22 protein-coding genes and 2 pseudogenes are annotated in these 24103 nt (G+C 70.4%); 9 read left to right on the plus strand and 15 right to left on the minus strand.

Features of this window, described 5'->3' with window-relative positions; genetic code table 11:
* Positions 1-51 precede the first annotated feature (51 nt).
* Positions 52-1320, minus strand: coding sequence for an acetyl-CoA C-acetyltransferase (locus tag ACFVUT_RS24880; RefSeq protein ID WP_389653938.1), 1269 nt, complete (start codon positions 1318-1320; stop codon positions 52-54).
* 71 nt (positions 1321-1391) lie between these two features.
* Between ACFVUT_RS24880 and ACFVUT_RS24885 the strand changes: the two genes are divergently transcribed.
* Both ACFVUT_RS24885 and ACFVUT_RS24890 read left to right on the plus strand, forming a co-directional pair.
* Complete coding sequence (locus ACFVUT_RS24885) at positions 1392-2711, plus strand: 3-oxoacyl-ACP reductase (protein ID WP_389653940.1); 1320 nt, start codon at positions 1392-1394, stop codon at positions 2709-2711.
* Positions 2712-2714: 3 nt separating this feature from the next.
* Positions 2715-3599, plus strand: coding sequence for a MaoC family dehydratase (locus ACFVUT_RS24890; RefSeq protein ID WP_389653942.1), 885 nt, complete (start codon positions 2715-2717; stop codon positions 3597-3599).
* Here the strand turns inward: ACFVUT_RS24890 and ACFVUT_RS24895 are convergent.
* The 6 genes from ACFVUT_RS24895 to ACFVUT_RS24920 form a co-directional block, all read right to left on the minus strand.
* Positions 3544-4182: a TetR/AcrR family transcriptional regulator gene (locus ACFVUT_RS24895; RefSeq protein WP_389654127.1), complete on the minus strand. Its 639-nt coding sequence runs from the start codon at positions 4180-4182 to the stop codon at positions 3544-3546. The two genes, ACFVUT_RS24890 and ACFVUT_RS24895, sit on opposite strands and share 56 nt — an antisense overlap.
* 344 nt (positions 4183-4526) lie before the next feature.
* On the minus strand, positions 4527-5858 hold the full coding sequence (locus ACFVUT_RS24900) for a dicarboxylate/amino acid:cation symporter (RefSeq protein ID WP_389653944.1): 1332 nt from the start codon (positions 5856-5858) through the stop codon (positions 4527-4529).
* A 437-nt stretch (positions 5859-6295) separates the two neighbouring features.
* On the minus strand, positions 6296-6592 hold the full coding sequence (locus ACFVUT_RS24905; protein ID WP_389653946.1) for a DUF4229 domain-containing protein: 297 nt from the start codon (positions 6590-6592) through the stop codon (positions 6296-6298).
* A gap of 140 nt (positions 6593-6732) precedes the next feature.
* Positions 6733-7257 (minus strand): GNAT family N-acetyltransferase, encoded by a 525-nt coding sequence (locus tag ACFVUT_RS24910; protein WP_389653948.1) that lies wholly within the window; start codon positions 7255-7257, stop codon positions 6733-6735.
* Between the two features lie 172 nt (positions 7258-7429).
* Complete coding sequence (gene mqnE / locus ACFVUT_RS24915) at positions 7430-8593, minus strand: aminofutalosine synthase MqnE (RefSeq protein WP_389653950.1); 1164 nt, start codon at positions 8591-8593, stop codon at positions 7430-7432.
* Between the two features lie 90 nt (positions 8594-8683).
* A complete protein-coding gene (locus ACFVUT_RS24920) occupies positions 8684-9139 on the minus strand; it encodes an Lrp/AsnC family transcriptional regulator (RefSeq protein WP_093898451.1) in 456 nt (151 codons plus the stop codon).
* A 132-nt stretch (positions 9140-9271) separates the two neighbouring features.
* On the opposite strand from ACFVUT_RS24920, the gene ACFVUT_RS24925 reads away from it, so the two are divergent.
* The gene (locus ACFVUT_RS24925; RefSeq protein WP_389653952.1) at positions 9272-9406 is read left to right on the plus strand and encodes a hypothetical protein; all 135 of its coding nucleotides are present in this window, start codon (positions 9272-9274) and stop codon (positions 9404-9406) included.
* Between the two features lie 66 nt (positions 9407-9472).
* Here ACFVUT_RS24925 and ACFVUT_RS24930 read toward each other — a convergent pair whose 3' ends face one another.
* Complete coding sequence (locus tag ACFVUT_RS24930) at positions 9473-10153, minus strand: UbiX family flavin prenyltransferase (RefSeq protein WP_389653954.1); 681 nt, start codon at positions 10151-10153, stop codon at positions 9473-9475.
* 107 nt (positions 10154-10260) lie between these two features.
* Here ACFVUT_RS24930 and ACFVUT_RS24935 point away from each other — a divergent pair.
* Positions 10261-10851, plus strand: a pseudogene (locus ACFVUT_RS24935) (rhomboid family intramembrane serine protease); the annotation flags it as partial.
* 175 nt (positions 10852-11026) lie between these two features.
* On the opposite strand, the gene mqnP reads toward ACFVUT_RS24935, so the two are convergent.
* The gene (gene mqnP / locus ACFVUT_RS24940) at positions 11027-11944 is read right to left on the minus strand and encodes a menaquinone biosynthesis prenyltransferase MqnP (RefSeq protein ID WP_389653956.1); all 918 of its coding nucleotides are present in this window, start codon (positions 11942-11944) and stop codon (positions 11027-11029) included.
* On the minus strand, positions 11941-13398 hold the full coding sequence (locus ACFVUT_RS24945) for a menaquinone biosynthesis decarboxylase (protein ID WP_389653958.1): 1458 nt from the start codon (positions 13396-13398) through the stop codon (positions 11941-11943). Before ACFVUT_RS24945 ends, mqnP begins: the two co-directional genes overlap by 4 nt.
* Before the next feature lie 301 nt (positions 13399-13699).
* On the opposite strand from ACFVUT_RS24945, the gene ACFVUT_RS24950 reads away from it, so the two are divergent.
* From ACFVUT_RS24950 to ACFVUT_RS24970, 5 genes and pseudogenes are all read left to right on the plus strand, one after another.
* Entirely contained in the window at positions 13700-14509 is an 810-nt protein-coding gene (locus ACFVUT_RS24950; RefSeq protein ID WP_389653960.1) for a class I SAM-dependent methyltransferase, read from the plus strand.
* A gap of 72 nt (positions 14510-14581) precedes the next feature.
* Positions 14582-14986, plus strand: a complete 405-nt coding sequence (locus ACFVUT_RS24955; RefSeq protein ID WP_389653962.1) for a PLD nuclease N-terminal domain-containing protein — start codon at positions 14582-14584, stop codon at positions 14984-14986.
* A gap of 71 nt (positions 14987-15057) precedes the next feature.
* Positions 15058-15234: pseudogene (locus ACFVUT_RS24960) on the plus strand (nucleoside deaminase); the annotation flags it as partial.
* A 127-nt stretch (positions 15235-15361) separates the two neighbouring features.
* Positions 15362-17590, plus strand: a complete 2229-nt coding sequence (locus tag ACFVUT_RS24965; RefSeq protein WP_389653964.1) for a hypothetical protein — start codon at positions 15362-15364, stop codon at positions 17588-17590.
* Complete coding sequence (locus tag ACFVUT_RS24970; RefSeq protein ID WP_389653966.1) at positions 17583-19148, plus strand: hypothetical protein; 1566 nt, start codon at positions 17583-17585, stop codon at positions 19146-19148. Before ACFVUT_RS24965 ends, ACFVUT_RS24970 begins: the two co-directional genes overlap by 8 nt.
* Before the next feature lie 7 nt (positions 19149-19155).
* On the opposite strand, the gene ACFVUT_RS24975 is transcribed toward ACFVUT_RS24970, so the two are convergent.
* Genes ACFVUT_RS24975 through ACFVUT_RS24995 form a run of 5 tightly spaced genes read right to left on the minus strand, consistent with a single transcriptional unit; the run spans position 19156 to position 24065 of the window.
* On the minus strand, positions 19156-19683 hold the full coding sequence (locus tag ACFVUT_RS24975; RefSeq protein ID WP_389653967.1) for an SRPBCC domain-containing protein: 528 nt from the start codon (positions 19681-19683) through the stop codon (positions 19156-19158).
* A 54-nt stretch (positions 19684-19737) separates the two neighbouring features.
* The gene (ccsB, locus tag ACFVUT_RS24980) at positions 19738-20826 is read right to left on the minus strand and encodes a c-type cytochrome biogenesis protein CcsB (protein ID WP_389653969.1); all 1089 of its coding nucleotides are present in this window, start codon (positions 20824-20826) and stop codon (positions 19738-19740) included.
* On the minus strand, positions 20823-22679 hold the full coding sequence (locus tag ACFVUT_RS24985) for a cytochrome c biogenesis protein ResB (RefSeq protein WP_389653971.1): 1857 nt from the start codon (positions 22677-22679) through the stop codon (positions 20823-20825). Before ACFVUT_RS24985 ends, ccsB begins: the two co-directional genes overlap by 4 nt.
* 5 nt (positions 22680-22684) lie before the next feature.
* Positions 22685-23449: a cytochrome c biogenesis CcdA family protein gene (locus ACFVUT_RS24990; protein ID WP_389653973.1), complete on the minus strand. Its 765-nt coding sequence runs from the start codon at positions 23447-23449 to the stop codon at positions 22685-22687.
* A gap of 4 nt (positions 23450-23453) precedes the next feature.
* Entirely contained in the window at positions 23454-24065 is a 612-nt protein-coding gene (locus ACFVUT_RS24995) for a TlpA family protein disulfide reductase (RefSeq protein WP_389653975.1), read from the minus strand.
* Positions 24066-24103: the final 38 nt, after the last annotated feature.

The raw sequence follows: 24103 nt of genomic DNA on the forward strand, positions 1-24103 counted from the left end.
GCGGGCCGGTTCGTCCTCAGTCGCCGGGACGGGACGCAGTGCGGCGGCGCGTCACGGGCGTTCGAGAATCGCCGTGACGCCCTGGCCGCCGGCTGCGCAGATCGAGATCAGTCCCCGGGACGGGGTGTCGCGTTCGGCGAGGAGCCCGGCGAGGGTGGCGACGATCCTGGCACCCGTCGCGGCGAACGGGTGGCCGGTGGCGAGCGAGGATCCGGCGACGTTGAGCTTGTCCCGGTCGACGGGGGCGAGGCCCTGCTTCTCCCAGGCCGCGAGGGTGGCCAGCACCTGGGAGGCGAAGGCTTCGTGGATCTCGAACAGGTCGAAGTCCTCGATGGTGAGCCCGGCGCGCTCCAGCAGGCGCGGTACGGCGTACGCGGGGGCCATCAGGAGGCCGTCCTCGCCGGTCACGTAGTCGACGGCGGCCGTCTCGTGGAGCGACAGGTAGGCGAGTGGTTCCAGGCCGTGGTCCCGGGCCCAGTCCTCACTGGCCAGGAGTACGGTCGCGGCGCCGTCCGTGAGCGGGGTGGAGTTGCCCGCGGTCATCGTCGCGTCGGGGTGGTCGGTACCGAACACCGGTTTCAGCGTGGCGAGTTTCCCGGTCGTCGAGCCCGGACGCAGGTTCTGGTCGCGGGTCAGGCCCCGGAAGGGGACGACGAGGTCGTCCAGGAAGCCGCGGTCGTAGGCAGCCGCCAGGCGCTGGTGGCTGGTGGCCGCGAGGAGGTCCTGGTCCTCGCGGGTGATGCCCCAGCGGCGGGCGGTGACCGCCGCGTGCTCGCCCATCGAGAGGCCGGTGCGGGGTTCGGCGTTGCGCGGGATGTCCGGGACCAGGTGCCGGGGACGGATGCCCGCAAGTGCCCTGACTCTGGCCCCTGTTGTTTTGGCCCGGCGGGCGGCGAGCAGGATCCGGCGCAGGTCGTCGTTGACCCCGAGGGGCGCGTCGCTCGTGGTGTCCGTGCCGCCCGCGATCGCCGAGTCGGTCGCACCCAGCATGATCTTGTCGGCGGCGGCGATGACGGCCTGGAGCCCCGTTCCGCAGGCCTGCTGGATGTCGTACGCGGGGGTGCGCGGGTCGAGGGCCGAGCCGAGCACGGTCTCGCGGGCCAGGTTGAAGTCGCGGCTGTGCTTGAGGACGGCGCCCGCGACGAACTCGCCGACGCGCTGCCCCTGGAGACCGAACCGCTCGACCAGGCCGTCCAGCGCGGCGGTGAGCAGCTGCTGGTTGGAGACCTGCGCGTACGGGCCGTCGGAGCGTGCGAACGGAATTCGGCTGCCGCCGATGACCGCGACCCTGCGGGGCTGCGGGAGTGCGAGGGGGATCATCTCGACCAGCTCCTGACTCTTGAGTAACCTTACTCTGGAGTAAATCTACGACCGAGCAGGGAGTCTGGACAATGGCCGACCGCTATCTGCACTTCACCGGCACAGCCCCCGGCCGCTTTCTGACCCGGCGGCTCGGCCTGCCGCAGCCCGCCCCGTTGCGCCGCTGGTCCTTGGAGACCCAGGCGCTGGACGGGCCGTTGCTGCACCTCACCGCCGGCGGATCCACCGTGACACGGGAGCTCGGCACCCTTCTCGCGGAGACCGGACTCGACGTCACCGAGCACGCCGGACGCCCTGCGGGAATCGTGCTGGACGCGACGGGGGTCGACACCGCCGGCGGACTCGCCGGCGTCCACGCGGCCCTGCACCCGGTGATCCGTTCGCTGGCCCCGAACGGACGTGTCGTGGTGGTGGGAGTGCGGCCGTCGGCCGACGACCACCACCAGGCCGCCGCCCAACAGGCCCTCGAAGGGCTCGTCCGCTCGCTGGGCAAGGAGATCGGCCGGGGCGCCACCGTGCAGTTGCTCCGTGTCGTGCCGGATGCCGTCCCCTCGGCCGGGTCCACGCTCCGCTTCCTGCTGTCGCCCCGGTCCGCGTACCTCAGCGGTCAGGTCATCGAGCTGACCTCGGCCGCACCCGACCCCGTCGCCGACTGGGCGGCCCCGCTGGCCGGGCGCACCGCGCTGGTCACCGGCGCGGCACGCGGCATCGGCGCGGCGGTCGCCTCGGTACTGGCCCGGGACGGCGCCCGGGTCGTCTGCCTCGACGTCCCCCAGGTACAGGAGGAGTTGACCCGTACCGCCGACCGGCTCGGCGCGACCGCGCTGCTGCTGGACATCACCGCGGCCGATGCGGCGGAACGGATCGCCGCCGCGGTACCGGGCGGCGTCGACGTCCTCGTCCACAACGCGGGCATCACCCGTGACCGCCGGCTCGCCAACATGCCGGCCGACCGCTGGGCCCCGGTCATCGACGTCAACCTCGACAGCGTGCTGCGCACCACGGACGCGCTGCTCACAACGGGCACCGTGAACCGCGGCGGCCGGATCGTCGCCACCGCCTCCATCGCCGGCATAGCGGGCAACAACGGCCAGACGAACTACGCGGCGAGCAAGGCGGGCATCATCGGCCTGGTCCGCTCGCTGGCCCCGCGCGCCGCCGCCGACCACGGCGTCACGGTCAACGCGGTGGCCCCCGGCTTCATCGAGACGAAGATGACCGCGGCCGTCCCCCTCTTCATCCGGGAGGCCGGCCGGCGGATGAACTCCCTGGCGCAGGGCGGCCTGCCGGTCGATGTCGCCGAGACGACCGCCTGGTTCGCGCAGCCCGCCTCCTCGGCCGTCAACGGTCAGGTCGTACGGGTCTGCGGCCAGAGCCTGCTGGGTGCGTGACCCATGTCGAATCTGAACGTGACACTCGTACGGGCAGCTGTCACTTCCCCGTTCAAACGGGCCGGCCGGCCGGGTGCCACCGTGCCCGCCGAGCGCGCGGTGCTCCCGGCCGCTCCGATCGCACCGGACCGCCTCGCCGCGTACAGCAGGATCTGCGGCTGCTCCGAGTCGGGCCCGCTGCCGCTCGCGTACCCGCATGTGCTGGGTTTCCCGCTCGCCATGCGGCTGATGACCGCGCGGCGGTTCCCGCTGCCGGTCGTCGGGCTCGTCCACACCTGGATCGAGATCACCCGCCACCGGATGCTGTACCCGACCGACCTGCTCGAACTCACGGTCTACGCCGACGGTTTGACCCCTCACCGGCGAGGCACCGAGGTCACGATGGTCACCGAGGCGCGGCGGGCGGGCGAGCTGGTCTGGGAGTCCCGCAGCGGCTATCTCTCCCGGCACGCGACGGGCGCTTCCCCCACAGCGGGAGAAACCGCCCCCACCGCGAAGGAAGCGGTCCCGGCCGCCGCAGAGCTTCCCGCCCTCGCCGAGTGGCGGCTCCCGGCTGATCTGGGACGTCGCTACGGCGCCGCGTCGGGCGACCGGAACCCCATCCACCTGTATCCGCTCACCGCCCGGCTCTTCGGCTTTCCCCGGGCCATCGCCCACGGCATGTGGACCGTCGCCCGCTGTCTGGCCGAGGCACCGCGCCCCCATGAGATCCACTGGGTGCGGGCCGACTTCAGGGCCCCCGTCCTGCTGCCCGCGACCGTCACCTACGCGGCGGACGCCACCGGCTTCCACCTCCGCGGCACCGGCCGCGTCCACCTCACCGGGACGACGCTCAGTGCGCCCGGCCCGCCACCGGAGTCGGCGGCTGCCAGGGAAGGCCGTTCATAAGGTTCTCCAGGCCCGCCCAGGAGAAGTTCATCAGGGTGGCCGCGGCCTCCCTGGCCGAGACGCCCGGAGTCTCGTTCGCCCACCCGGCGAGCGATTCCGCGGCCCCCGCGAGCGCCTGCGCCAGCCCCGCCACATCACGGTCGGGCAGCGCCGGATCGTGGTGCGCCTCGCGGGCCGCGGCACCGATCAGACCGGTCACGAAAGCAACGATCTCGTCCCGCATCACCGTGACCTCGGTGGCGAACGGCTCCCCGTGCGTGCGCGCCTGACGGTGCAGCACCGCCCAGCCGTCCGGATGCTCCGCCGTGTGCGTGAAGAACGCGAGCAGACCGGCCCACAGCTGCCGATCGGCCGGAAGCCCAGGCTCCGCCCCTGCCCGGACCGCGTCGACCAGCGCGTTCGCCTCACGCCGGATGCACGCGGTGAAAAGCTCTTCCTTGGAGTTGAGGTACAGGTAGACGAGCGGCTTGGACACACCGGCCAGCTCGGCGATCTCGTCCATCGAGGCGGCACGGTATCCGCGCTGCCCGAAAGTCTGCACGGCGGCGTCCATCATCTGCTGCTCACGCACGGCACGCGGCATCCGTTTGCCCTTCACAGCACCCACGTCGACTTCCTCCCACCCCGCTGTGCCACTCCTCGGCAAGAGTACGGCGCGAGCCCGTTCGGCGTCGTACGGAGCAGTGTCCGCCCAGGCAGGGTGGCCGGTTGTCGTCGTATCCGCAGCGGGCCTCGCCGCGTGCCGGAGACGGGATCGAGGCCGCGCCGGGCGGGAGGGGCAGGGCCCCATGGCGGTCCCACCCCACCCAGCACCACCCGGAACGCGCCGCGGGCCCCTCCCCCGGGCAGGGGGGAGAGGCCCACAGGCGCCGGACGGGGCAGCAACAGCAGTTGGCTCCCCCGTCCGGCGTCTACCGGTCGTCCCGACTACGCGGCAACCGCCACGCGCTGCGGCTCGACGTCGTCGACCGGGGAGGACGAGGCCGAGTTGTACGCGTCGTGGTCGAGGATCTTCTCGCGTGCCGAGACGATCACCGGGACCAGCGCTTGGCCCGCCACATTGGTGGCCGTACGCATCATGTCCAGGATCGGGTCGATGGCCATGAGGAGACCGACGCCCTCCAGCGGGAGGCCCAGCGTCGACAGGGTGAGGGTCAGCATGACCGTCGCGCCGGTGAGACCGGCGGTGGCCGCGGAACCGATCACCGAGACGAACGCGATGAGGAGGTAGTCACCGACACCCAGCTGGACGTCGAAGATCTGCGCGATGAAGATCGCCGCCAGCGCCGGGTAGATCGCGGCGCAGCCGTCCATCTTGGTGGTGGCGCCGAACGGGACCGAGAAGGAGGCGTACTCCTTCGGGACGCCGAGGCGCTCGGTGACCTTCTGGGTGACGGGCATCGTGCCGACCGAGGAGCGGGAGACGAAGGCCAGCTGGATCGCCGGCCAGGCTCCCTTGAAGAACTGCAGCGGGCTGAGCTTGGCGACCGTGGCGAGCAGCAGCGGGTACACACCGAACAGCACCAGGGCGCAGCCGATGTAGACGTCGGCCGTGAACGTCGCGTACTTGCCGATCAGGTCCCAGCCGTAGTCGGCGATCGCGTAGCCGATGAGGCCGACGGTGCCGAGGGGGGCGAGGCGGATGACCCACCACAGGGCCTTCTGGAGAAGCTCCAGGACGGACTCGCTGAGGGTGAGGATCGGCTGGGCCTTCTCACCGAGCTGGAGAGCGGCGATCCCGGCCACGGCGGCCATGAAGACGATCTGGAGCACGTTCAGCTCGGTGAACGGGGTGATCACGTTGTCCGGGATGATGCCGGTGAGGAAGTCGAGCCAGGAGCCGGCGTGCTGCGGCAGCTTGCCGTCCTTCGGCGTGAGGCCGGTCCCGGAGCCCGGGTTGGTGACCAGGCCGATCGCGAGGCCGATGGCGACCGCGATCAGGGAGGTGATCATGAACCAGAGCAGGGTCCGGGTGGCCAGGCGGGCGGCGTTGTTGACCTTGCGCAGGTTGGTGATCGACACCAGGATCGCGAAGAAGACGAGCGGCGCGACGGCCAGCTTCAGCAGCTGGACGAAGATGTGGCCGACCTTGTCGAGCGTGGTGTAGAGCCAGTCGATGTCGTACGAACGGGCCAGCCACCCGAGGACGACGCCGAGGACGAGACCGGCGACTATCTGGGCCCAGAACGGCACCTTGGGTATACGGAAGCCGGAACCGGACGGACTGTCGGTCGCGGCGGACGCGGGATTCGCGGACACGGACACACTCCAGATGTGACGCATGGGGGCGCACGGCATGGCCGTGCGAGGGGGACGGGGGGGGTGCGGCGCCCGCGTCAGGGGCGGCGCCGCTGCATGGTGCCGGTTCAGACCGTGCGGCAACAGACCGCGGACATACAGCGGCAGAGATCGACATGCAGGCGCTCCACGAGCGGGATGCTCGCGGCATACGAGGGGCGCACGGCTGTCTTCATATCGAGCACGTTAACACTTGAACTTTGAGAACCTCAAAGCTCTTCTTTGGCCATGGGGCGGGCGTCGGAGCGTTCCCGCACGTGTGCGGGAACGACGAAACCCCAGTGCGGGAGCGGTCGCTCCGGCGCCGGGGTCGCGTAGGAAATCCGTGCGGGAAGGAGGGGGGACGCGAGGGATGTGAGGAACCTTACGTTGCCCTTACATCGCCCCGCGGCGGGCCGTCACGGGGTGACGTGGTCCTCGCGGGTCCGGTTGGCTTCGAGCCGCGCCTTCGTGCGGCCGACCGTGGACACGATCTGCTCGGACATCTCGTCACGCTGCTTGCGCAGCAGCACGTAGCTGAGCGGCGCGGACAGGACCAGCGCGAGCAGGATCACCCAGACGAAGTTGGAGCCACCCGCCCCGGAGGGCAGCAGGCCGAAGTGGACGGCCACGGCCGCCACGAGGAAGCAGCTGACGAAGATGCTGAGGCGCATCGCGGTGTACCGAAGGGTCGCGCTCGGCTTGGCAGCGGACACAGTTGGCCTCTCTCTCTACGTACGATGCTCCTGCGATCCTGCCCGACCAGTGAAGCATGCCCCGGAATCGATCACTTCGGAGGGCTGCGCCAAAAGGGCCCGTGGGGCCCACACCGCCCGACCGGTCAGGGCCGACGGCTTCAGCCGAGCGGCAGCAGCATGATGATGTCGTCGCGGTCGTCCCCGTCGGCCACCCGGATCGCGTCGGGCACCCGCCCGACCTCCTTGTACCCGCATGCGGCGTAGAAGCGGTCGGCACCGGTGCCGCCGCGGCAGGTGAGCCGGATCGCTTCCGTCCCCTCGATCCCCCGGGCCGCCCGCGCCGCGGCGTCCAGCAGGGCGCGCCCGTATCCCTTGCCCTGATGGCGGGGGTGCACCATCACCGTGTAGAGCCAGATCCAGTGGACCATCAGCCGGTGGGTGTTGTGGGTCAGGAAGGCCGTGGCGGCGACGGCGCCCTCCTCGTCGTAACCGACCAGCAGCCGGGTCCGCCCCTCGGCCATGGCGACGAGGTGCTTGACCAGCTCGGGCCGGACGTCGTCGACCGTGACGGGCGGTACGAAACCGACCGCGCCGCCCGCGTTGGAGACATCGACCCACAGCGCGGCGATGCCGTCCCGCAGGGTGCGGTCGAACGTGGGATCAAACTCAAAAGTAAGTGCCATATAGGCAGATTAACCATTACCGAATCCTTGCCTCAAACCCTGTCCGGTGCATGAGAAAGCCCCGGCCGGCGGCCGGGGCTTTCTCATGCACCGGAACCAGGGCCGACACCGAACGGCATCGGGCCCGGAACGGCATCGGACGCACAGGAGGGCGTCAGGCGCGCAGGGGGCGTCAGACGCGCATCGGCTGCGGGGACTCGCGGCGCTCGGCGTCCGGACCCGGGTACTCGCGGATGATCTCGTACCGGGTGTTCCGCTCGACGGGCTGGAAGCCCGCGTCACGGATCAGGTCCAGCAGATCGTCACGGCCGAGCTTGTTCGGCGTGCCGTAGTTGTCCGCGTCGTGCGTGATCTTGTACTCGACGACCGAACCGTCCATGTCGTCCGCGCCGTGCTGGAGCGCGAGCTGGGCGGTCTGCACGCCGTGCATCACCCAGAAGACCTTGACGTGCGGGACGTTGTCGAAGAGGAGGCGCGAGACCGCGAAGGTCTTCAGCGCCTCGGCGCCGGTCGCCATCGTCGTCCGCGCCTGGAGCTTGTTGCGGACCTTGCCGTCCTTCATGTCCACGAAGTCGTGCTGGTAGCGCAGCGGGATGAAGACCTGGAAGCCGCCGGTCTCGTCCTGGAGCTCGCGAAGGCGCAGCACGTGGTCGACGCGGTGCCGGGGCTCCTCGATGTGCCCGTACAGCATCGTCGCCGGGGTCTTGAGCCCCTTCTCGTGCGCCAGGCGGTGGATGCGCGACCAGTCCTCCCAGTGGGTGTTGTGGTCCACGATGTGCTGACGGACCTCCCAGTCGAAGATCTCCGCGCCGCCACCGGTCAGCGACTCCAGACCGGCCTCGATCAGCTCGTCCAGGATCTCGGAGGCCGAGAGTCCGGAAATGGTCTCGAAGTGGTGGATCTCGGTGGCGGTGAACGCCTTGAGGGAGACCTGCGGCAGGGCCTCCTTCAGCGCGCTGAGCGAGCGCGGGTAGTAACGCCACGGCAGGGTCGGGTGCAGCCCGTTGACGATGTGCAGCTCGGTGAGGTTCTCGTTCTCCATCGCCTTGGCGAGGCGGACGGCCTCCTCGATGCGCATGGTGTACGCGTCCTTCTCGCCCGGCTTGCGCTGGAACGAGCAGTACGCGCACGACGCGGTGCACACGTTGGTCATGTTGAGGTGCCGGTTGACGTTGAAGTGCACGACGTCGCCGTTCAGCCGCGTCCGCACCTCGTGCGCGAGGCCGCCGAGCCAGGCCAGGTCGTCCGACGCGTAGAGGGCGATGCCGTCCTCGCGGGTCAGCCGCTCCCCAGCGCGGACCTTCTCCTCCAGCTCGCGCTTGAGCCCAACGTCCATGCGGCTGCCTCCCAGGTGTCGACGCGGTGTGCCTTTCCCGGCCGTACCGGGCGAAACCCCCGGTCGCCCGGGGGCCCCACCACGTTACGCCTACGCCTCCTCGGGAAGTTCCCCGACCCGGTTCTCCCACTTGGTGGAGAGCACGATCGTGGTGCGCGTGCGCGAGACACCCTTCGTGCCGCTCAGCCGGCGGATGGTCTTCTCCAGACCGTCCACGTCACCGACCCGCACCTTGAGCATGTACGAGTCGTCGCCCGCGATGAACCAGGCGTCCTCGATCTCCGCGAGGTCCTTCAGCCGGCGTGCGACGTCCTCGTGATCGGCGGCGTCGGAGAGCGAGATGCCGATCAGGGCCGTGACGCCGAGCCCCAGGGACGCGGCGTCGACGGTGGCGCGGTAGCCGGTGATGACACCGGCGGTTTCCAGCCGGTTGATGCGGTCGGTGACGCTGGGCCCGGAGAGCCCGACGAGCCGCCCCAGCTCGGCGTACGAGGCCCTGCCGTTCTCCCTGAGCGCCTGAATGAGCTGCCTGTCCACCGCGTCCATATGACTGAAACCTTCCATTGTTCAGCAGTATCGCGAGTCTATGTGTAGAATCTAAGGCATGCAGGCTTGATCACCTGCAAAACTCTACGAACATCCAAAAAACACTTTCGAATCTTCAGGAGTGAGGACACCGTGTACACGATCGAGATGGCCTACGCCCGCATGCGCGAGCTTCAGGACCTGGCCAACCGCTCGCGTGCCCACCAGCCCGCCGCCGCGCACCGGATCGACAAGGCCCGCAACCCGCGCACCACGAAGAAGCGCTGACGAAGAAGCGCTGACGACGGCCCCCGGGCCGTCGTCGCGCGCACGCCAGGGATGACGGGAGAGCCCTCAGCCCCTGTCGCGCGAGCCACCACCGAGCTCTCCCTCCCACCGGCGGTAGAGGTCGTGCGGCACCCCTGCCGCGTCCAGCACCCGGCCGGCGACGAAGTCCACCAGATCCTGGATGTGCGTCGCCCCCGCGTAGAACGCCGGAGAGGCGGGCAGCACCACGGCGCCCGCCTCGTCCAGGCTCACCAGATGTTTCAGCGTCTGCCCGTTCAGCGGAGTCTCCCGCACGGCGACGACGAGCTTCCGCCGCTCCTTGAGCGTCACGCTCGCGGCCCGCTGGAGCAGATCCTTCGAGAGTCCGAGCGCCACCCCGGCCACGCACGCCGTCGAAGCGGGGACGATCAGCATCCCCTTCGCCGGGTACGACCCCGAGGACGGCCCCGCCCCGAGATCACCGGCCGCCCAGTGCCGTACGCCCTCGATCTCCGTATCGCCCACGTCGAAGGTGTGAGGCTTCCCGTCCGCGCCGCGCGCCAGCCAGTTGCGCAGGTCCTCCTGCCAGTGCGCGTCGCGGAACGCGATCCCGGTCTCGTCCAGCAGCGTCAGCCGCGACGCCCGGCTCACCACCAGATCGACGCTCTCCCCCGCGGCCAGCAGACCGCGCAGCACGGCAGCCGCGAAAGGGGTGCCCGAAGCACCGGAAACCCCGACAATCCAAGGCTGCCGCTGGTGCTGACTCACTGAAGTCCCGGAATTCACACCCCCGAGCCTATCCGGCTGCCCGAACCCGGAACCGAAGAAGGTGCCTCAGGCGTTTCCCGGAGGACACGGACGAGAGGGGGGCCTCGATGAACGCGTCGTCGGACCGGATCCGGCCGGGCCGGGGTGCCGGAGCCCGTGCCGGGGCAGCGGCCAGGCTGATGCTGGGCTGGGTGGCGTTCCTCTGGGTGCTCGAAGCCGTCGACACGGCGACCGGCCACTCGCTGGACACGTTCGGGATCGAGCCGCGCCGGCCCGGCGAGCTGCTGGACGTCGTGCCCGCGTCCTTCATCCACTTCGGCTTCGGCCACGTCGCCTCGAACAGCGTGCCGCTGCTGGTCTTCGGTTTCCTGGCCGCGCTGGGCGGGATACGCCGGTTCGCGGCCGTGGCCGCACTGATCATCGTCGTCGACGGCCTCGGCGTCTGGCTGGTCTCCCCGGCCCACTCCAACACGGCGGGCGCGTCCGGGCTGGTCTTCGGCCTCTTCGGCTATCTGCTGGTCCGTGGCTTCGTCGACGGCCGACTGCGGGACATCGGCGTCGGCCTGGTGATCGGCGCGATATGGGGCTCGTCGATCCTGCTGGGGATCTCCCCCGCCAACACCGGGGTCAGTTGGCAGGGCCACCTGTTCGGGCTGGCGGCGGGCGTGGTGGCGGCGTTCGTCTTCCGCCGCCGCGCAACCACGGAGCCCGGGAGCACGGGGCGCGGGAGCGCGATACCCGGGAGCGCCATGACCTGGGCCACCACGCCCGGGAGCACCGCCCTCGGCCGCACCACGCGCAAGAACACCACGCCCGGGAGCACGGCCCCCGAGAGCACGGCACCCGCCCGCCCGAAGAGGCCGTGGTCCTGGCTCAGACCGACAGGCCCCGCACCAGCAGATCCAGCAGCGCGCACGCGAAGAGCGCGATTCCGATGAACCCGTTGACGGAGAAGAACGCCCGGTTCAGCCGGGACAGGTCGTGCGGTCGCACCACCCGGTGCTCGTACACGAACGCGACGGCGACGATCACCATGCCGATCCAGTAGAACAGCCCCGCGTCCGTGGCCAGCCCGAACCAGGCCAGCAGGCCCGTCGTCACCACGTGGCAGACCCGCGCCCCCCACAGCGCGGCCGGGATCCCGAACCGGGCGGGCACCGACAGCACCCCATGGGCCCGGTCCGCCTGCACGTCCTGACAGCCGAAGATCAGGTCGAAGCCGCCGATCCAGATGCCGACCGCGAGACCGAGGATCACCGCGTCCCACGACCAGCTGCCGGTCACGGCCAGCCAGGCACCGATCGGCCCCATGGCCTGCGCGATCCCCAGGATGGCGTGCGGGTAGTGGGTGAACCGCTTCCCGTACGGATAGACCACCATCGGGACCACGGCGACCGGCGCGAGCGCCAGGCAGAGCGGGTTCAGCAGGGCGGCGGCCCCGAGGAAGACGACCACGGCGACGAGCGCACCCGTCCACGCCGACTTCACCGACACCGCACCGGTGACCAGCTCCCGGCTCGCGGTGCGCGGGTTGCGGGCGTCGATCTCCCGGTCGATGATCCGGTTGCAGGCCATCGCGAACGTCCGCAGCCCCACCATCGCGACGGTCACGAGCAGCAGCGTGACCCAGTGGATGGACTTGTCCTTCTGGAACATCGCGGTCAGGCCGGCGATGTACGCGAAGGGCAGCGCGAAGACCGAGTGCTCGATCATCACGAGCCGCAGGAACGCCTTGACCTTGCTGCTCGGCTGTACGGGCTCCGAGCCCAGTGCTGCTTCGGCGGCGCTCACAGTCCGTACTCCTTCCAGCGTCGGGACACCCGGTCGGCCGTCTCCGGATCGGATTCGACCATGTCCGGCCAGCCCCCGTCCCGGGTGTAGCCCTCCTCGGGCCATTTCTTCGTCGCGTCGATCCCCGCCTTGCCACCCCAGAACTGCTGGTAGGAGGCGTGGTCGAGATGATCGACGGGCCCCTCGGTGACGGTCAGGTCCCGCGCGTAGTCGGTGTTGCCGAGCGCCCGCCAGGCCACCTCGTGCAGATCGTGGACGTCACAGTCGGAATCCACGACGACGATCAGCTTGGTCAGCGACATCATGTGCGCGCCCCAGATGGCACTCATCACCTTCTGGGCGTGCTTCGGGTACTTCTTGTCGATCGAGACGATCGCACAGTTGTGGAAGCCGCCCGCCTCCGGCAGGTGGTAGTCCACGATGTCCGGCACGATGATCTTGAGGAGGGGCAGGAAGAACCGTTCGGTGGCCCGCCCCAGCGGCCCGTCCTCGGTCGGCGGCCGGCCCACCACGATCGACTGGAGCAGCGGACGCCTGCGCATGGTCACGCAGTCGATGGTCAGCGCGGGGAACGGTTCCTGCGGCGTGTAGAAGCCGGTGTGGTCGCCGAACGGCCCCTCGGGAAGCGTCTTCCCGGGCTCCAGCCATCCCTCGACGACGACCTCCGCCTGCGCCGGAACCTGCAACGGCACGGTCTTGCAGTCGACCATCTCGACCCGCTTGCCCTGGAGGAACCCGGCGAAGAGGTACTCGTCGATGTCCTCCGGCAGCGGCGCGGTGGAGGCGTACGTCACCGCGGGCGGTGCCCCGAACGCGATGGCGACCGGCAGCCGCTCCCCGCGTTTGGCGGCGACCTGGTAGTGGTTGCGGCTGTCCTTGTGGATCTGCCAGTGCATCCCGATGGTGCGCCGGTCGTGGCGCTGCAGCCGGTACAGCCCCAGGTTCCGTACGCCGGTCTCCGGGTGCTTGGTGTGCGTCAGCCCCAGGTTGAAGAACGAGCCGCCGTCCCCGGGCCAGGTGAAGAGCGCGGGCAGCCGGTCCAGATCCACGTCGTCGCCGGTGAGGACGACCTCCTGCACCGGCGCGCTGTCCGACTTCACCTTCTTCGGGGGCACGTGCACCATCGAGCCGAGCTTCCCGAAGGCCTCCCGCACCCCGACGAAACCGTGCGGCAGCTCCGGCTTGAGCAGCCCGCCGATCTTGTCGCTGATATCGGCGTACGACGTCAGCCCGAGCGCCTTGAGCAGCCGCTTGTCGGTCCCGAAGACGTTCATGGCCAGGGGCATGGACGCCCCCTTGACGTTCTCGAAGAGCAACGCGGGCCCGCCCGCCTTGTTCACCCGGTCGACGATCTCGCCGACCTCCAGGTACGGGTCGACCTCGGCCTTGATGCGTGTGAGCTCGCCCTCGCGCTCCAGCGCCCGGAGGAAGGAACGAAGATCGTCGTAAGCCATGCCGTCCAGTTTGTCATCACCGTCGGCGATCACATGGGGTGCCCCACCTCAGCCATCGGCTGCCGCAGTGGCGTACCGGGAGTCCGGCGGCTGCCGGATGGGCAAACCCGCGCACAGCCCCCCACCGCGGCCCTCCGCTCGACTACCGGCTCCGCACTGCGCCTACGGCTCGGAAACGTCCTCGGGTTCCGAACCGTGATCCACCGCCCCGAGCCGCTGGAGCCGTCCGCCCCGGCTCTCGGTTGGCTAGGTTTTGACGAGGGACGGATACGCCGGGCTTCGGCCGTGAACGGGACGGATCATGACGACTCACCAAGTACCGCCGGGGATCATCGAGTTCTACACCTCCACGATCAACGAGGCGGAGCGGCTGTCCGTCCCCGCCGACGGCGTCCTGGAGATGGTCCGCACCCAGGAGCTCCTGCGCCGCCACCTCCCGCCCGCCCCGGCCTCCGTGCTCGACGTCGGTGGCGGCCCGGGTACCCACGCGCGATGGCTCGTCGGGGACGGATACCGGGTGCACCTCGTGGATCCGGTACAGCGCCACATCACGGAGGCCGAGGGCTCCGGATTCACCGTCGAGCTGGGGGACGCGCGAGCCCTGAGTGCCCGGGACGACTCCTACGACGTGGTGCTGCTCCTGGGCCCGCTGTACCACCTCGTCGACGCCGCCGACCGCAGGACCGCCCTCGCCGAGGCCCGCCGAGTGGTCCGGCCAGGCGGCCTCGTCGCCGCGGCGGGCATCAACCGGTACGCCTCGCTGTTCGAGCACACAGCCTTCGCGCACCTCGACAGGGCCCCGCTCCAGCAGAGCATCGCCAAGATCCTGGAGACCGGTGCGCACGACGGGGAGACGGGGTTCACCGAGGCGTACTTCCACACCGGCTCCGAGCTGGAGGCCGAAATGCGCGAGGCCGGCCTCACCGACACCCGGGTGTACGGCGTCGAGGGCCCCGCCTGGGCCCTGCTCAAGGCGACCGAGCAGCACACCGGAGACTCCCTCGCCGAATCCCGCTTGTTCTCCTCCGCACTGGCCGCCGCACGCATGGCCGAGCCGTACCCGGAACTGCTCGCCGCCAGTTCTCACCTGCTCGCCGTGGGACGCAGTTGACACCGGCTACTCTGGGCCCTTCACCGGGGCGGGACAAGCCCCGCCACATCTCCGCAGGGGGACGCTTCCATCATGTTCCGGGCCCTGATCTATCTCCTGCCTCTGGCGCTGACGATCTACGCGTTCATCGACTGCCTGAACACCCCCGAGGACGAGGCCAAGCACCTGCCGAAGATCGCCTGGGTCTTCATCATCCTGCTGTTCTGGATCGTGGGACCGATCGTCTGGCTGGCCGCGGGCAAGCTGCGCCAGGCGCCCGCCGGGGGCCGTACGCCCTCCGAATGGCACCGCAATCACCGCTCGCAGTGGGTGGCGCCGGACGACAATCCCGAGTTCCTCAAGGCGCTGAAGGACGAGAACAAGAAGGACGAGTCCCTCCTGAAGGACTGGGAGGCGGACCTGCGCCGCCGCGAGGAGGAGCTCAAGCGCCGGGAGAGCGGGGCGGGGCCGGAGGAGCCGGCGCCGCCCGCCTCCTGACCCGCAGCACGACAACAGCGATGCCGGAAGGGCGGGCGGCGTGACGGACACGGCGCACAGCCCTCAGGGACCGGCAGTGGCTCGCCACCGCCCTCGCCGAGGCCCGGACCGGTCTCACCGAGGGCGGCATCCCCATCGGTGCCGCCCTCTACGGGCCCGACGGCACGCTCCTCGGACGCGGTCGCAACCGCCGCGTCCAGGACGGCGGCCCCTCCCCGCACGCGGAGACGGCGGCCTTCCGGGCGGCCCTGATTGTTCGATATGACACCCTGCGGCCCTGATCGTTCGAAAATCTACTCCCGGCCCCAACGCCCTCCCGATATCCTGTTGTTGACGCTGTGACAGGTCTGCTGCTACATCGGCGCTGGGGGTGCTGTGGACAGAGAGCTGTACGGGCGCGAGGCGATCTTCGGCAACGACGGGCTGGCGGCGCGTCTGACAGGTCTCACCCCGTACGGCTCCGCCCGGACCGCCTACGAGCACCGTGACGATCCACCGGTCGCCGTGCTGACCGGCGGTCGCGGCATGGGCAAGACGGCCGTGCTCAAGCAACTGCGTCACCTGTACCGGGAGACCACCCCGGTCGCCCTGGTCGACTGCGAGGCCGTCGTGCCGCCGGCGGACCCGGGCCCCGGCTGGACGCCGGTCACCGGGGCGCTTCCGGAGCTGGCCACCCAGCTGACGGCGCGGGTGCATGCCGCGCGGCCGGTGCAGTTTCCCCGGCTGAGCCTCGGGCTGGTGGCCGTCGCCTCGGTCTCCTGGACCCGGGAGGACGAGACACGGGCACAACGCGACCTCCAGTCGCTCGGCCCCGTGCTGGCGACCGTCGACACCCGGGGGGACGCGGCCACCGGCTGGGTCACCAAGGTGCTGACGAAACTGGCGGCCAGCGCCTTCGACACGGTGGTCCCGCTGGCCGGAATGGTCGCCGAGGCCACGATCGAGACGGTGCTGGAGGAGACGTTCAGCCGGTTCCAGCGGCGTTCGGCGGACTGGTACGGGAGCTATCCGCACGCGGGCGGCAACGGCAGGATCGGGCTCAGGCAGCTCGCGGTCGACTTCGAACGCGGCGGTGATCTGCGCCGCCGGGCCGAGGACCATCTGGTGCTCGCCCTGGTCACGGATCTGGTGCGGGCGTACGGCGGGCTGTCGCGGGGCGCCCGTCGGGGCCGTCCGTTACTGCTGCTGGACAACGCGCACACACTGCTGGGCCGGCGGCTCGTCGAGCCACTGTTGCGGCAGCGGGCCTCCGGAGTGCGCGATCAGATCGCCGTGTTCGCCTCCTCGCGCGCGCGTGAGCACGAGGGGCTGAGCCATGCGGTGCGCAGGCGGCTGCCCGAGGTGGCGCACCGTTCGCACTGGGCCCGTGGCACGGAGGTGACGTCCGGGATCCTGGCCGTGGAGCTCACCGCCCTGGGCCCGGCCGATGTGCAGGCGGCGTTGGACCGGCATGATCCGGTGGGCCGCACCCCGGCCGGACTGGCGCGCGGGGTGCACCGGCTGACGGGCGGCCGTCCGCTGGCGGTGGCGCTCTTCGCACAGGCGGCGGGCGAGGCGCTGGTGTCGGGGACGCCACCGACGGGGACACCGGGGACGGGGACGCCACGGCCGGAGACGTCGAGGCCAGGTGCGCCGTGGCCGGGCGCGTCGAGGCCGGGCTCGCCGGCCCCGGGGGCACTGGTACCGGGGGCGCTGCTGGATCGCATGGTGGAGCTGCGTGAGGACCGGGCGCCGGTGCGGGTGGCGGACGAACTGCTGGCGCGGCTGCTGCCGGGGCAGCAGCTCGACGTCCTGAGTGTGCTGGCCGCCGCGCACGGTGAGGAATCGGCGCGGCTGCTGGCCACGCGGCGGCTGCGCGGCCGGTCCCCGGAGGGCGATGTGGCGTTGCGGGTGCGGGACATCCTGCGGGCGCAGGACTGGCCGGTCGGCCCGGAGCACTTCGTCGCCGATCCGCTGCTTCGTTCGCTGCTGCTGCACCGGCTGCGGTTCCAGGACGGCGACCATCCGCACTACGCGGTGTGGCGTGCCGTGCACGGGACGCTGCTCTCGGCGTACGCGCCCGGCGGCCCCTACGAGAGCGTCCCGCACCGGCTGCACCAGGAGCTGGTGCTCGGCATGACGAGGAACTGTGTGACGCATCTGCGGCAGCGGTTCACCGACGGGGACGTCACGGAGTGGCTCGACTCGCTGCGGTTCATCGCGTCGGCGCAGTACCCGCGTCTGCCCGCCCACTCCGGCCCCGATCCGCGGCGGGCGATCGCACTCGGCCAGGAGGCGGTCGCATCGCTGCCGGACGAGGAGACCGGCCTCGCGGGGCTCGGCGAGCGGGCCATGGAGCTCCAGTTGCAGTTGCGCCGGCTGCTGCACGCCGTATGGCTGCTGTCCGATCCACTGGCTCTCCCGGACGAAGAGGTGATCGACAAGATGGCGTACGAACTGCGACAACTGTCCGGCAGGCATCCGACGGGCAACAGCGTGCTGTGGGACGCGGCGACGCACTGGCCGCGGGACATCAGGGCCTGGCGCCCGCTCTCCACGCCACCGGGATCACCGGACACGGGCACCGGCGGGCCGCGGCGCGGGGGCGGTGGCCCGGATGCGTAATCCGCTGCGCTACCGCGTCTGGTACACGACGCGGCAGAGGATCGTCACCGCGGTGGTGGTGGGCGCCCTCGCCGTCACGTCCGTCTGGTACGTCTTCGGCCGGCTCACCGCCCCCGAGGACCGCTCCTGCGCGCCGGGGGTCGAGCGACCGCAGGGCAGCGACGAGTGCGTCGGGGTCTCCGGCGACGGCTACGCCTTCGGGCAGCCGAAGCTGACCGCCGTCGCCACCGCCATCGCCCGGGAGAACGCCCTGCTGAAGGACGGCCAGTACGCGACGGTCGCGCTGCTGTTGCCGCTGACGTCGACGGACGCGGCCATGCAGACGAAGATGCAGCGCGAACTGCAGGGCGCGTTCGCCGAGCAGTACCGGGCCAACCACCTGTCGAACGGGCAGGTGCCGGGGATCCGGCTGGTGCTCGCCAACACGGGGAAGAACAACCTGCTGTGGCAGCCGACGGTGAGGCAGCTCAAGACGATGACCGGCGCCCCGGACCATCTGCGGGCCGTGTCCGGGGTCGCCACCAGCAGTACGCCGGTCAGGTCGGCGGTCCGGGAGCTGACCGCCGCGCACATCGCCGTCGTCGGCACGACGATCACCGCCGACGACATCGCCAACGGCCCGGACGGCGACCCGTTCCCCGGCCTGGCGCGGGTGTCGCCGACGAACCGGGACGAGGCGCGGGCACTGGCGCACTTCGGGCAGGTGAAGGCGGACAAGGCGCTGCTGGTGCAGGACACCCGTACCGGGGACCACTACACGGACACGCTGCGGGCGGCCTTCACCTCGCTGCTGAAGGGCACACGGTACGAGCCGGCGCTGTTCACGTCCCGCGAGGACCCGAACGACGAGGGCACCACGGCCAACACGTTCCAGCAGATCACGCACCTCATCTGCGACACGGACGCGGAGACGGTGTTCTTCGCCGGGCGCCACACCCAGTTGCGGCAGTTCATCAACGCGCTCGGGGCCCGGGGCTGCCAGAGCCGCCCGTTCACCGTCCTCACCGGCGACGAGGGCTCGTACCTGGGCAACGACAAGAAGCTCGACCGGGAGGCGCTGCGCCGCAAGGTGACGGTGCGCTACGCCTCGCTGGCGCACCCGGACGCCTGGGCCGCGGCGGAGGGGAAGGGAGCGGCGGCGACGGGCGGTTCCCCGGCGGACTACCAGGAGTTCCTGGATCTGCTGGCCACGGTGGCGAAGAAGCCCGCGGGCCCGGCCGGTCCGGCCGGTCACCGGGATCTGACCGACGGGCAGGTCATCGTCGCGTACGACGCGATGTCGCTGGCGGTGCACGGCATCCGGCAGGCGACCCCGGAGGGCAAGCGGCTGCCGCAGCTCAGGGATGTGGGCGAGCAGTGGCCGCGGGTGAAGGGCTCGCTGCGGGTGTCGGGGGCCAGCGGGTGGATCTGCCTGGACAACCACGGGAACCCGTACAACAAGGCGGTGCCGGTGGTGGAGCTGGCGCCGGAGGACGCCCGTCAGCGGTTCGTGGCGATCGCCTGGCCGGAGGGCAAGCCCCCGGATCCGGCGTGCCTGACGCCGTCCTCCGCTCAGTGAGGCCGTGTCATCGCTCGGACGCCGCGTATTCCTCCCGCAGCCCCGCCCACCGGACCGGGGTCCACTTCGACCAGTCGGCGGGGTATCCGTCGAGCGCGTCCAGGAGGTAGCGGAAGTGGTCGTGCCAGCCGGCGAGGCAGTCCAGCCGCAGCGCGTCGTCGCCCCGGAACTCGTTCCGGAAACGGAGCAGCACATGGTCGCCGCGCGGCGGCTCCAGGTGGAAGCGGATGAGGCCGTGGGGCCTTTCGAGGGTGTATTCGGCGATCCGCTCGACGTCCCAGGCGGTGACGGTGCCGGAGGCGACGGTGGCGTGCCCGTCCCGGTCGGTGTTCAGCCAGCGCAGCGTGACCGCGCCGCCGATGCGCGGTTCGAACGGGTCGGCGGCGGCGAGCCAGCCCACCAGCCCCTCGGAACTGGCTACGGCTGCCCACACCCGTGGGACGGGGTGGGGCAGCCGTAGCAGGAACCGCAGCGTGTGCAGGTCGCCGTGGGTTTCGCTGGTGCCGCGCTCGATGACGGGGGTCGCGTCGGTCATGGTTCCAGCGTGGCCCGGTGGTCCGGGATCCGCACCCTTGCGGGTGGGCGCGGGTCAGACGTCGGCGTAGGAGTGCTTGCCGGTGACGAAGATGTTCACGCCGTAGTAGTTGAAGAGCCAGCAGCCGAAGGCGATGAGTGCCAGGTAGGCGGCCTTGCGGCCCTTCCAGCCCGCGGTGGCGCGCGCGTGCAGGTAGCAGGCGTACGCGACCCAGGTGATGAAGGACCAGACTTCCTTGGGATCCCAGCCCCAGTACCGGCCCCATGCGTCGCCGGCCCAGATGGCGCCCGCGATGATCGTGAAGGTCCACAGCGGGAAGACCGCGGCGTTGATGCGGTACGAGAACTTGTCGAGCGTCGCGGCGGCGGGCAGCCGGGAGAGCACGGACTGGGCGAACGAGCCGGGCTGCCCCCCGTTCGCGAGCTTGCTCTCGTAGCTGTCGCGGAAGAGGTAGAGCAGGGTGGCGACCGCGCCGATGTAGAAGACGGCGCCGCAGATGATGGCGGTGGAGACGTGGATCCACAGCCAGTACGAGTGCAGTGCGGGCACCAGCTGGTCGCTGGAGGTGTAGAGCACCGTGGTCGCGATGCCGAGGTCCAGCAGGACGGTGGTGACCAGGAGCAGCCCCATCCAGCGGACGTTCTTCTTCAGCAGGAGGAGGATCAGGTACGCGGCGACCGCCACCGTGGAGAAGGTGATGGAGAACTCGTACATGTTGCCCCAGGGGGCGCGCCGCACGGACAGGGCGCGGGCGAGGACACCGCCGGCCTGCACGAGGAAGGCGAGCACGGTCATGGAGACCGCGATACGTCCGTAGAGGTCGCCCTTGAACGTGCCGCCGGCCGCGCCGGGCCCGTCCGGAACGTCCCGGGAACCGGCTGCGGAGCGCGTGATGATCTTCGGGCGCTCCAGTACGGCGGTGCTGCCGCCCTGCTGCGCGACCTGCACCTTCACCGTGGAACCGGCAGCGGCGCCCTCGGCCCCGGTCAGGGCGGCGGCGGTGCGGCCGACCTTGCTGCGTCCGCCGAACACCCATTCCGCGATGTGCGCGAAGAAGGCCAGGGTGTAGACGGCCATCGACGAATAGATCAGCACATTGCTGGTGTGCGCCAGGCTCTCGTTGGTTGCGGCGGCGAGATTCACTTCTCAGCCCCTTCGGCAGGTTCTTCGGCGGATTCTTCGACGGAGTCGGAATCGGGTTCGGGGACGGAAACGGGGACGGGTTCGGAGCCGGGCTCGGAATCGGGTTCGGGGACGGGTTCGGAGCCGGGCTCTGGACCGGCTCCGTCGGGCTCTGGACCGGGCGCGCTGGGGGCCACGTCATGGAGCATGACCGCGAGGTCGCCCAGCTCCTCGGGGAGCTTCGCGGACTCGCTGCGGCCGAGACCCGCCATTTCGACGACGGTGACGCCGTCCGCACCGCGCACGGCCCGCACCCAGACGCGGCGCCGCTGGATGAACAGCGAGCCGGCGAGTCCGGCGATCGCGGCGACGGCTCCGGTGAGCGCCCAGCCGCTGGCGGGCTGCTCGGAGACCTGGAAGCTGGCCCACTCCGAGACGCCCTCGAAGGTGATCGAGCCGGCGCCGTCGGGCAGCTCCATCGTGTCGCCGACCGCCAGGCGCTCCTTGAGCTGCTTGCCCTTGCTGTCCTTGAACTCCTTCATCTTGGACTTGTCCAGCTGGTACACGTTCTGCGGCAGGCCGGAGTCGACGCCAAGGCTGCCGTAGTAGCCGTTGAGGGCGAGTACGGGCATGTCGGCGGCCGGGAACTGCGAGAACATCGTGCCCTTGCCGTCGCCCGCGTAGGTCGGCACGAAGAACGCCTGGAAGCCCAGCTGGGTCTTCTTGCCGTTCTTGTCGCGGTAGCCGTCCATCACCTTGATCGCACCGGTCGACGTGACGTTGTTGTCGATGGGCAGCAGCGGGACGGCGTTGCGGTAGACCTCCTTGCCCCGGCCGTCCTTGACGGAGACGACGGGCGCGTAGCCGTGCGCGTTCAGGTAGACCTTGGTGCCGTCGACGACCAGCGGCTCGTTGACCCTGATCACGGCCTTGCGGGCCTTGCCGTACGCGCCCTTCGCGTACGTCACATGGGCCTCGTAGGTACGGGGCGTACCGACCTGGGGGCCGCTGCGCTCGTACGTACCGACGAAATCGTCGAGGGTGAAGCTGAACGGGGCGAGCGTGTCGGTGTCGAACAGCGAACCCGACTTGAAGTCGTCGTACTGGGTCAGCGTGTTGGAGAAGCCGTCGCCCTCGACGATCAGCTTGCCGCCTTCGGACTTGAAGAGCTGCCCGAAGGCGAACGCCACCAGCATCACGATCAGGGCGATGTGGAAGACCAGGTTCCCGGCCTCGCGCAGATAGCCCTTCTCCGCGGCGACCGCGTCGCCCTCGGTGTGCGCGCGGTAGCGGCGCTTGCGCAGCATCGCGAGGGCCGCCTCGCGGACCTGCTCGGGCTCGGCCCCGGTGCGCCAGGTGGTGTACGCGGGCAGCCGGGTCAGGCGCTTGGGCGCGCCCGGCGGGCGGCTGCGCAGCTGGCCGACGAACTGGCCGGTGCGCGGGACGATGCAGCCGATGAGCGAGATGAACAGCAGGATGTAGATCGCGGAGAACCACACCGAGCTGTAGACGTCGAAGAACTGGAGCTTCTCGTAGATCGGCGTGACGGCGGTGTGGGCCTCCTTGAAGGTCTGCACCTTCAGTTCGTCCACGCTGTTCTGCGGGATCAGCGAGCCGGGGATGGCGCCGAGCGACAGCAGGAAGAGCAGGATCAGCGCGACCCGCATCGAGGTGAGCTGCCGCCAGAACCAGCGGGCCCAGCCGATGACGCCCATCGCCGGCAGGGAGGCCGCGCTCTCCTCGCGGGGGGCGGTGGAGAGCTGGGAGCCCGCCGCGCCGAGTTCGCGGGCGTTCTCCCGGTCCTGCTCGTCCCGGATCTCCCGCTCGTCGCGGCGCTCGCGCTCCCGGGCGGAGTTGGACTTGGTGTTGCTCATGGAACTCAGATCCCCACCGTGAAGCCGTCGGACCAGCCCTGCAATTCCTGCATCATGCTGCCCCACAGACCGGTCAGCAGGAGCAGCCCGGTCGCGATCATCATGACGCCGCCGATGCGCATGACCCATGCGTAGTGGCGCTTGACCCAGCCGAACGCGCCGAGCGCCTTGCGGAAGGCGACCGCGGCGAGCACGAAGGGCACGCCGAGCCCGAGGCAGTAGGCGACGGTCAGTATCGCTCCGCGTCCGGCGGTGCCCTGGTCCATCGCGAGGATGCTCACCGAGCTGAGCGTCGGGCCGAGGCACGGCGTCCAGCCGATCCCGAAGAGGGCGCCGAGCAGCGGTGCGCCCGCGAGCCCGGTCACCGGTCTCCGGTGGATGCGGAACTCTCGCTGCGTCATCCACGGCATCAGGCCCATGAAGAAGATCCCCATGAGGATCATCAGCACGCCGAGGGCCTTGGAGAGCGTCCCGCTGTGCTCCTGGAGGGTCTGGCCGAAGAAGCCGAAGAGGGCGCCGCCGGAGACGAACACGGCGGTGAAGCCGAGCACGAAGAGCGAGGCGCCCACGACCATGCGCCCCCGCCTGGCCTGCGCCAGATCGGTGCCGCTGACTCCGGTGACGTAACTGAGGTAGCCGGGCACGAGCGGCAGGACGCACGGCGAGAAGAACGAGACGAGCCCGCCGAGCACGGCGAGGGGCAGGGCGGCGAGCAGCGCCCCGTTCAGCACGGTCTCGTTCTGCCCCGAAAACGCGGCGAGGGTGAGCACGGAATCACTTCTCCGCGATCAGCGGGTCGATCATCTTGTGCAGCGTGTCGGCGTCGATCGCGGTCAGGGAACGGGCGGCGATCTTCCCGTCCCGGTCCAGGACCACGGTCGACGGGATGGCCTGCGGGCGCAGCGTGCCCTTGGGGAAGCGGAGCATGAGCTTGCCCGTCGGGTCGTAGAGGCTCGGGTAGGTGACCCCGTAGTCCTTCTCGAAGTTGATCGCGGGGCCCTTACCGCTGTCCCGTGTGTTGATCCCGATGAACTGAACGCCCTTGTCCTGCGTCTCCTTCGCCACGCGCGCGAAGTACTGGGCCTCCAGGCGGCAGGGGCCGCACCACGAGCCCCAGATGTTCAGGACGACGACCTTGCCCTTGTGGTCGGCGACGTCGAGCTGCTTGCCGTCGAGGGTCTCGCCGTCGAGCTTCGGGGCGGCCGTGCGATCGGCCTTGGCCACGGTGGAGATTCCGCCACTGCCGGTCACGAAGTGGGTGTTGCCACCGCCGCCGGCCTTGTTGCCGTCCGCACCGCACGCGGTCAGTGTCAGTGCGAGTGCGACGGCCGCTGCGGGGGCGGCGATCAGGGTGAAGCGGCGTCGACGTACGCGGCCATGGCTCATGTGAAAAGTTTCGCATGGCGGTTTCGGCGATCTCGGGC

Origin of the sequence: Streptomyces sp. NPDC058051 (assembly GCF_042885475.1) — a bacterium.
GTDB lineage: Bacteria > Actinomycetota > Actinomycetes > Streptomycetales > Streptomycetaceae > Streptomyces.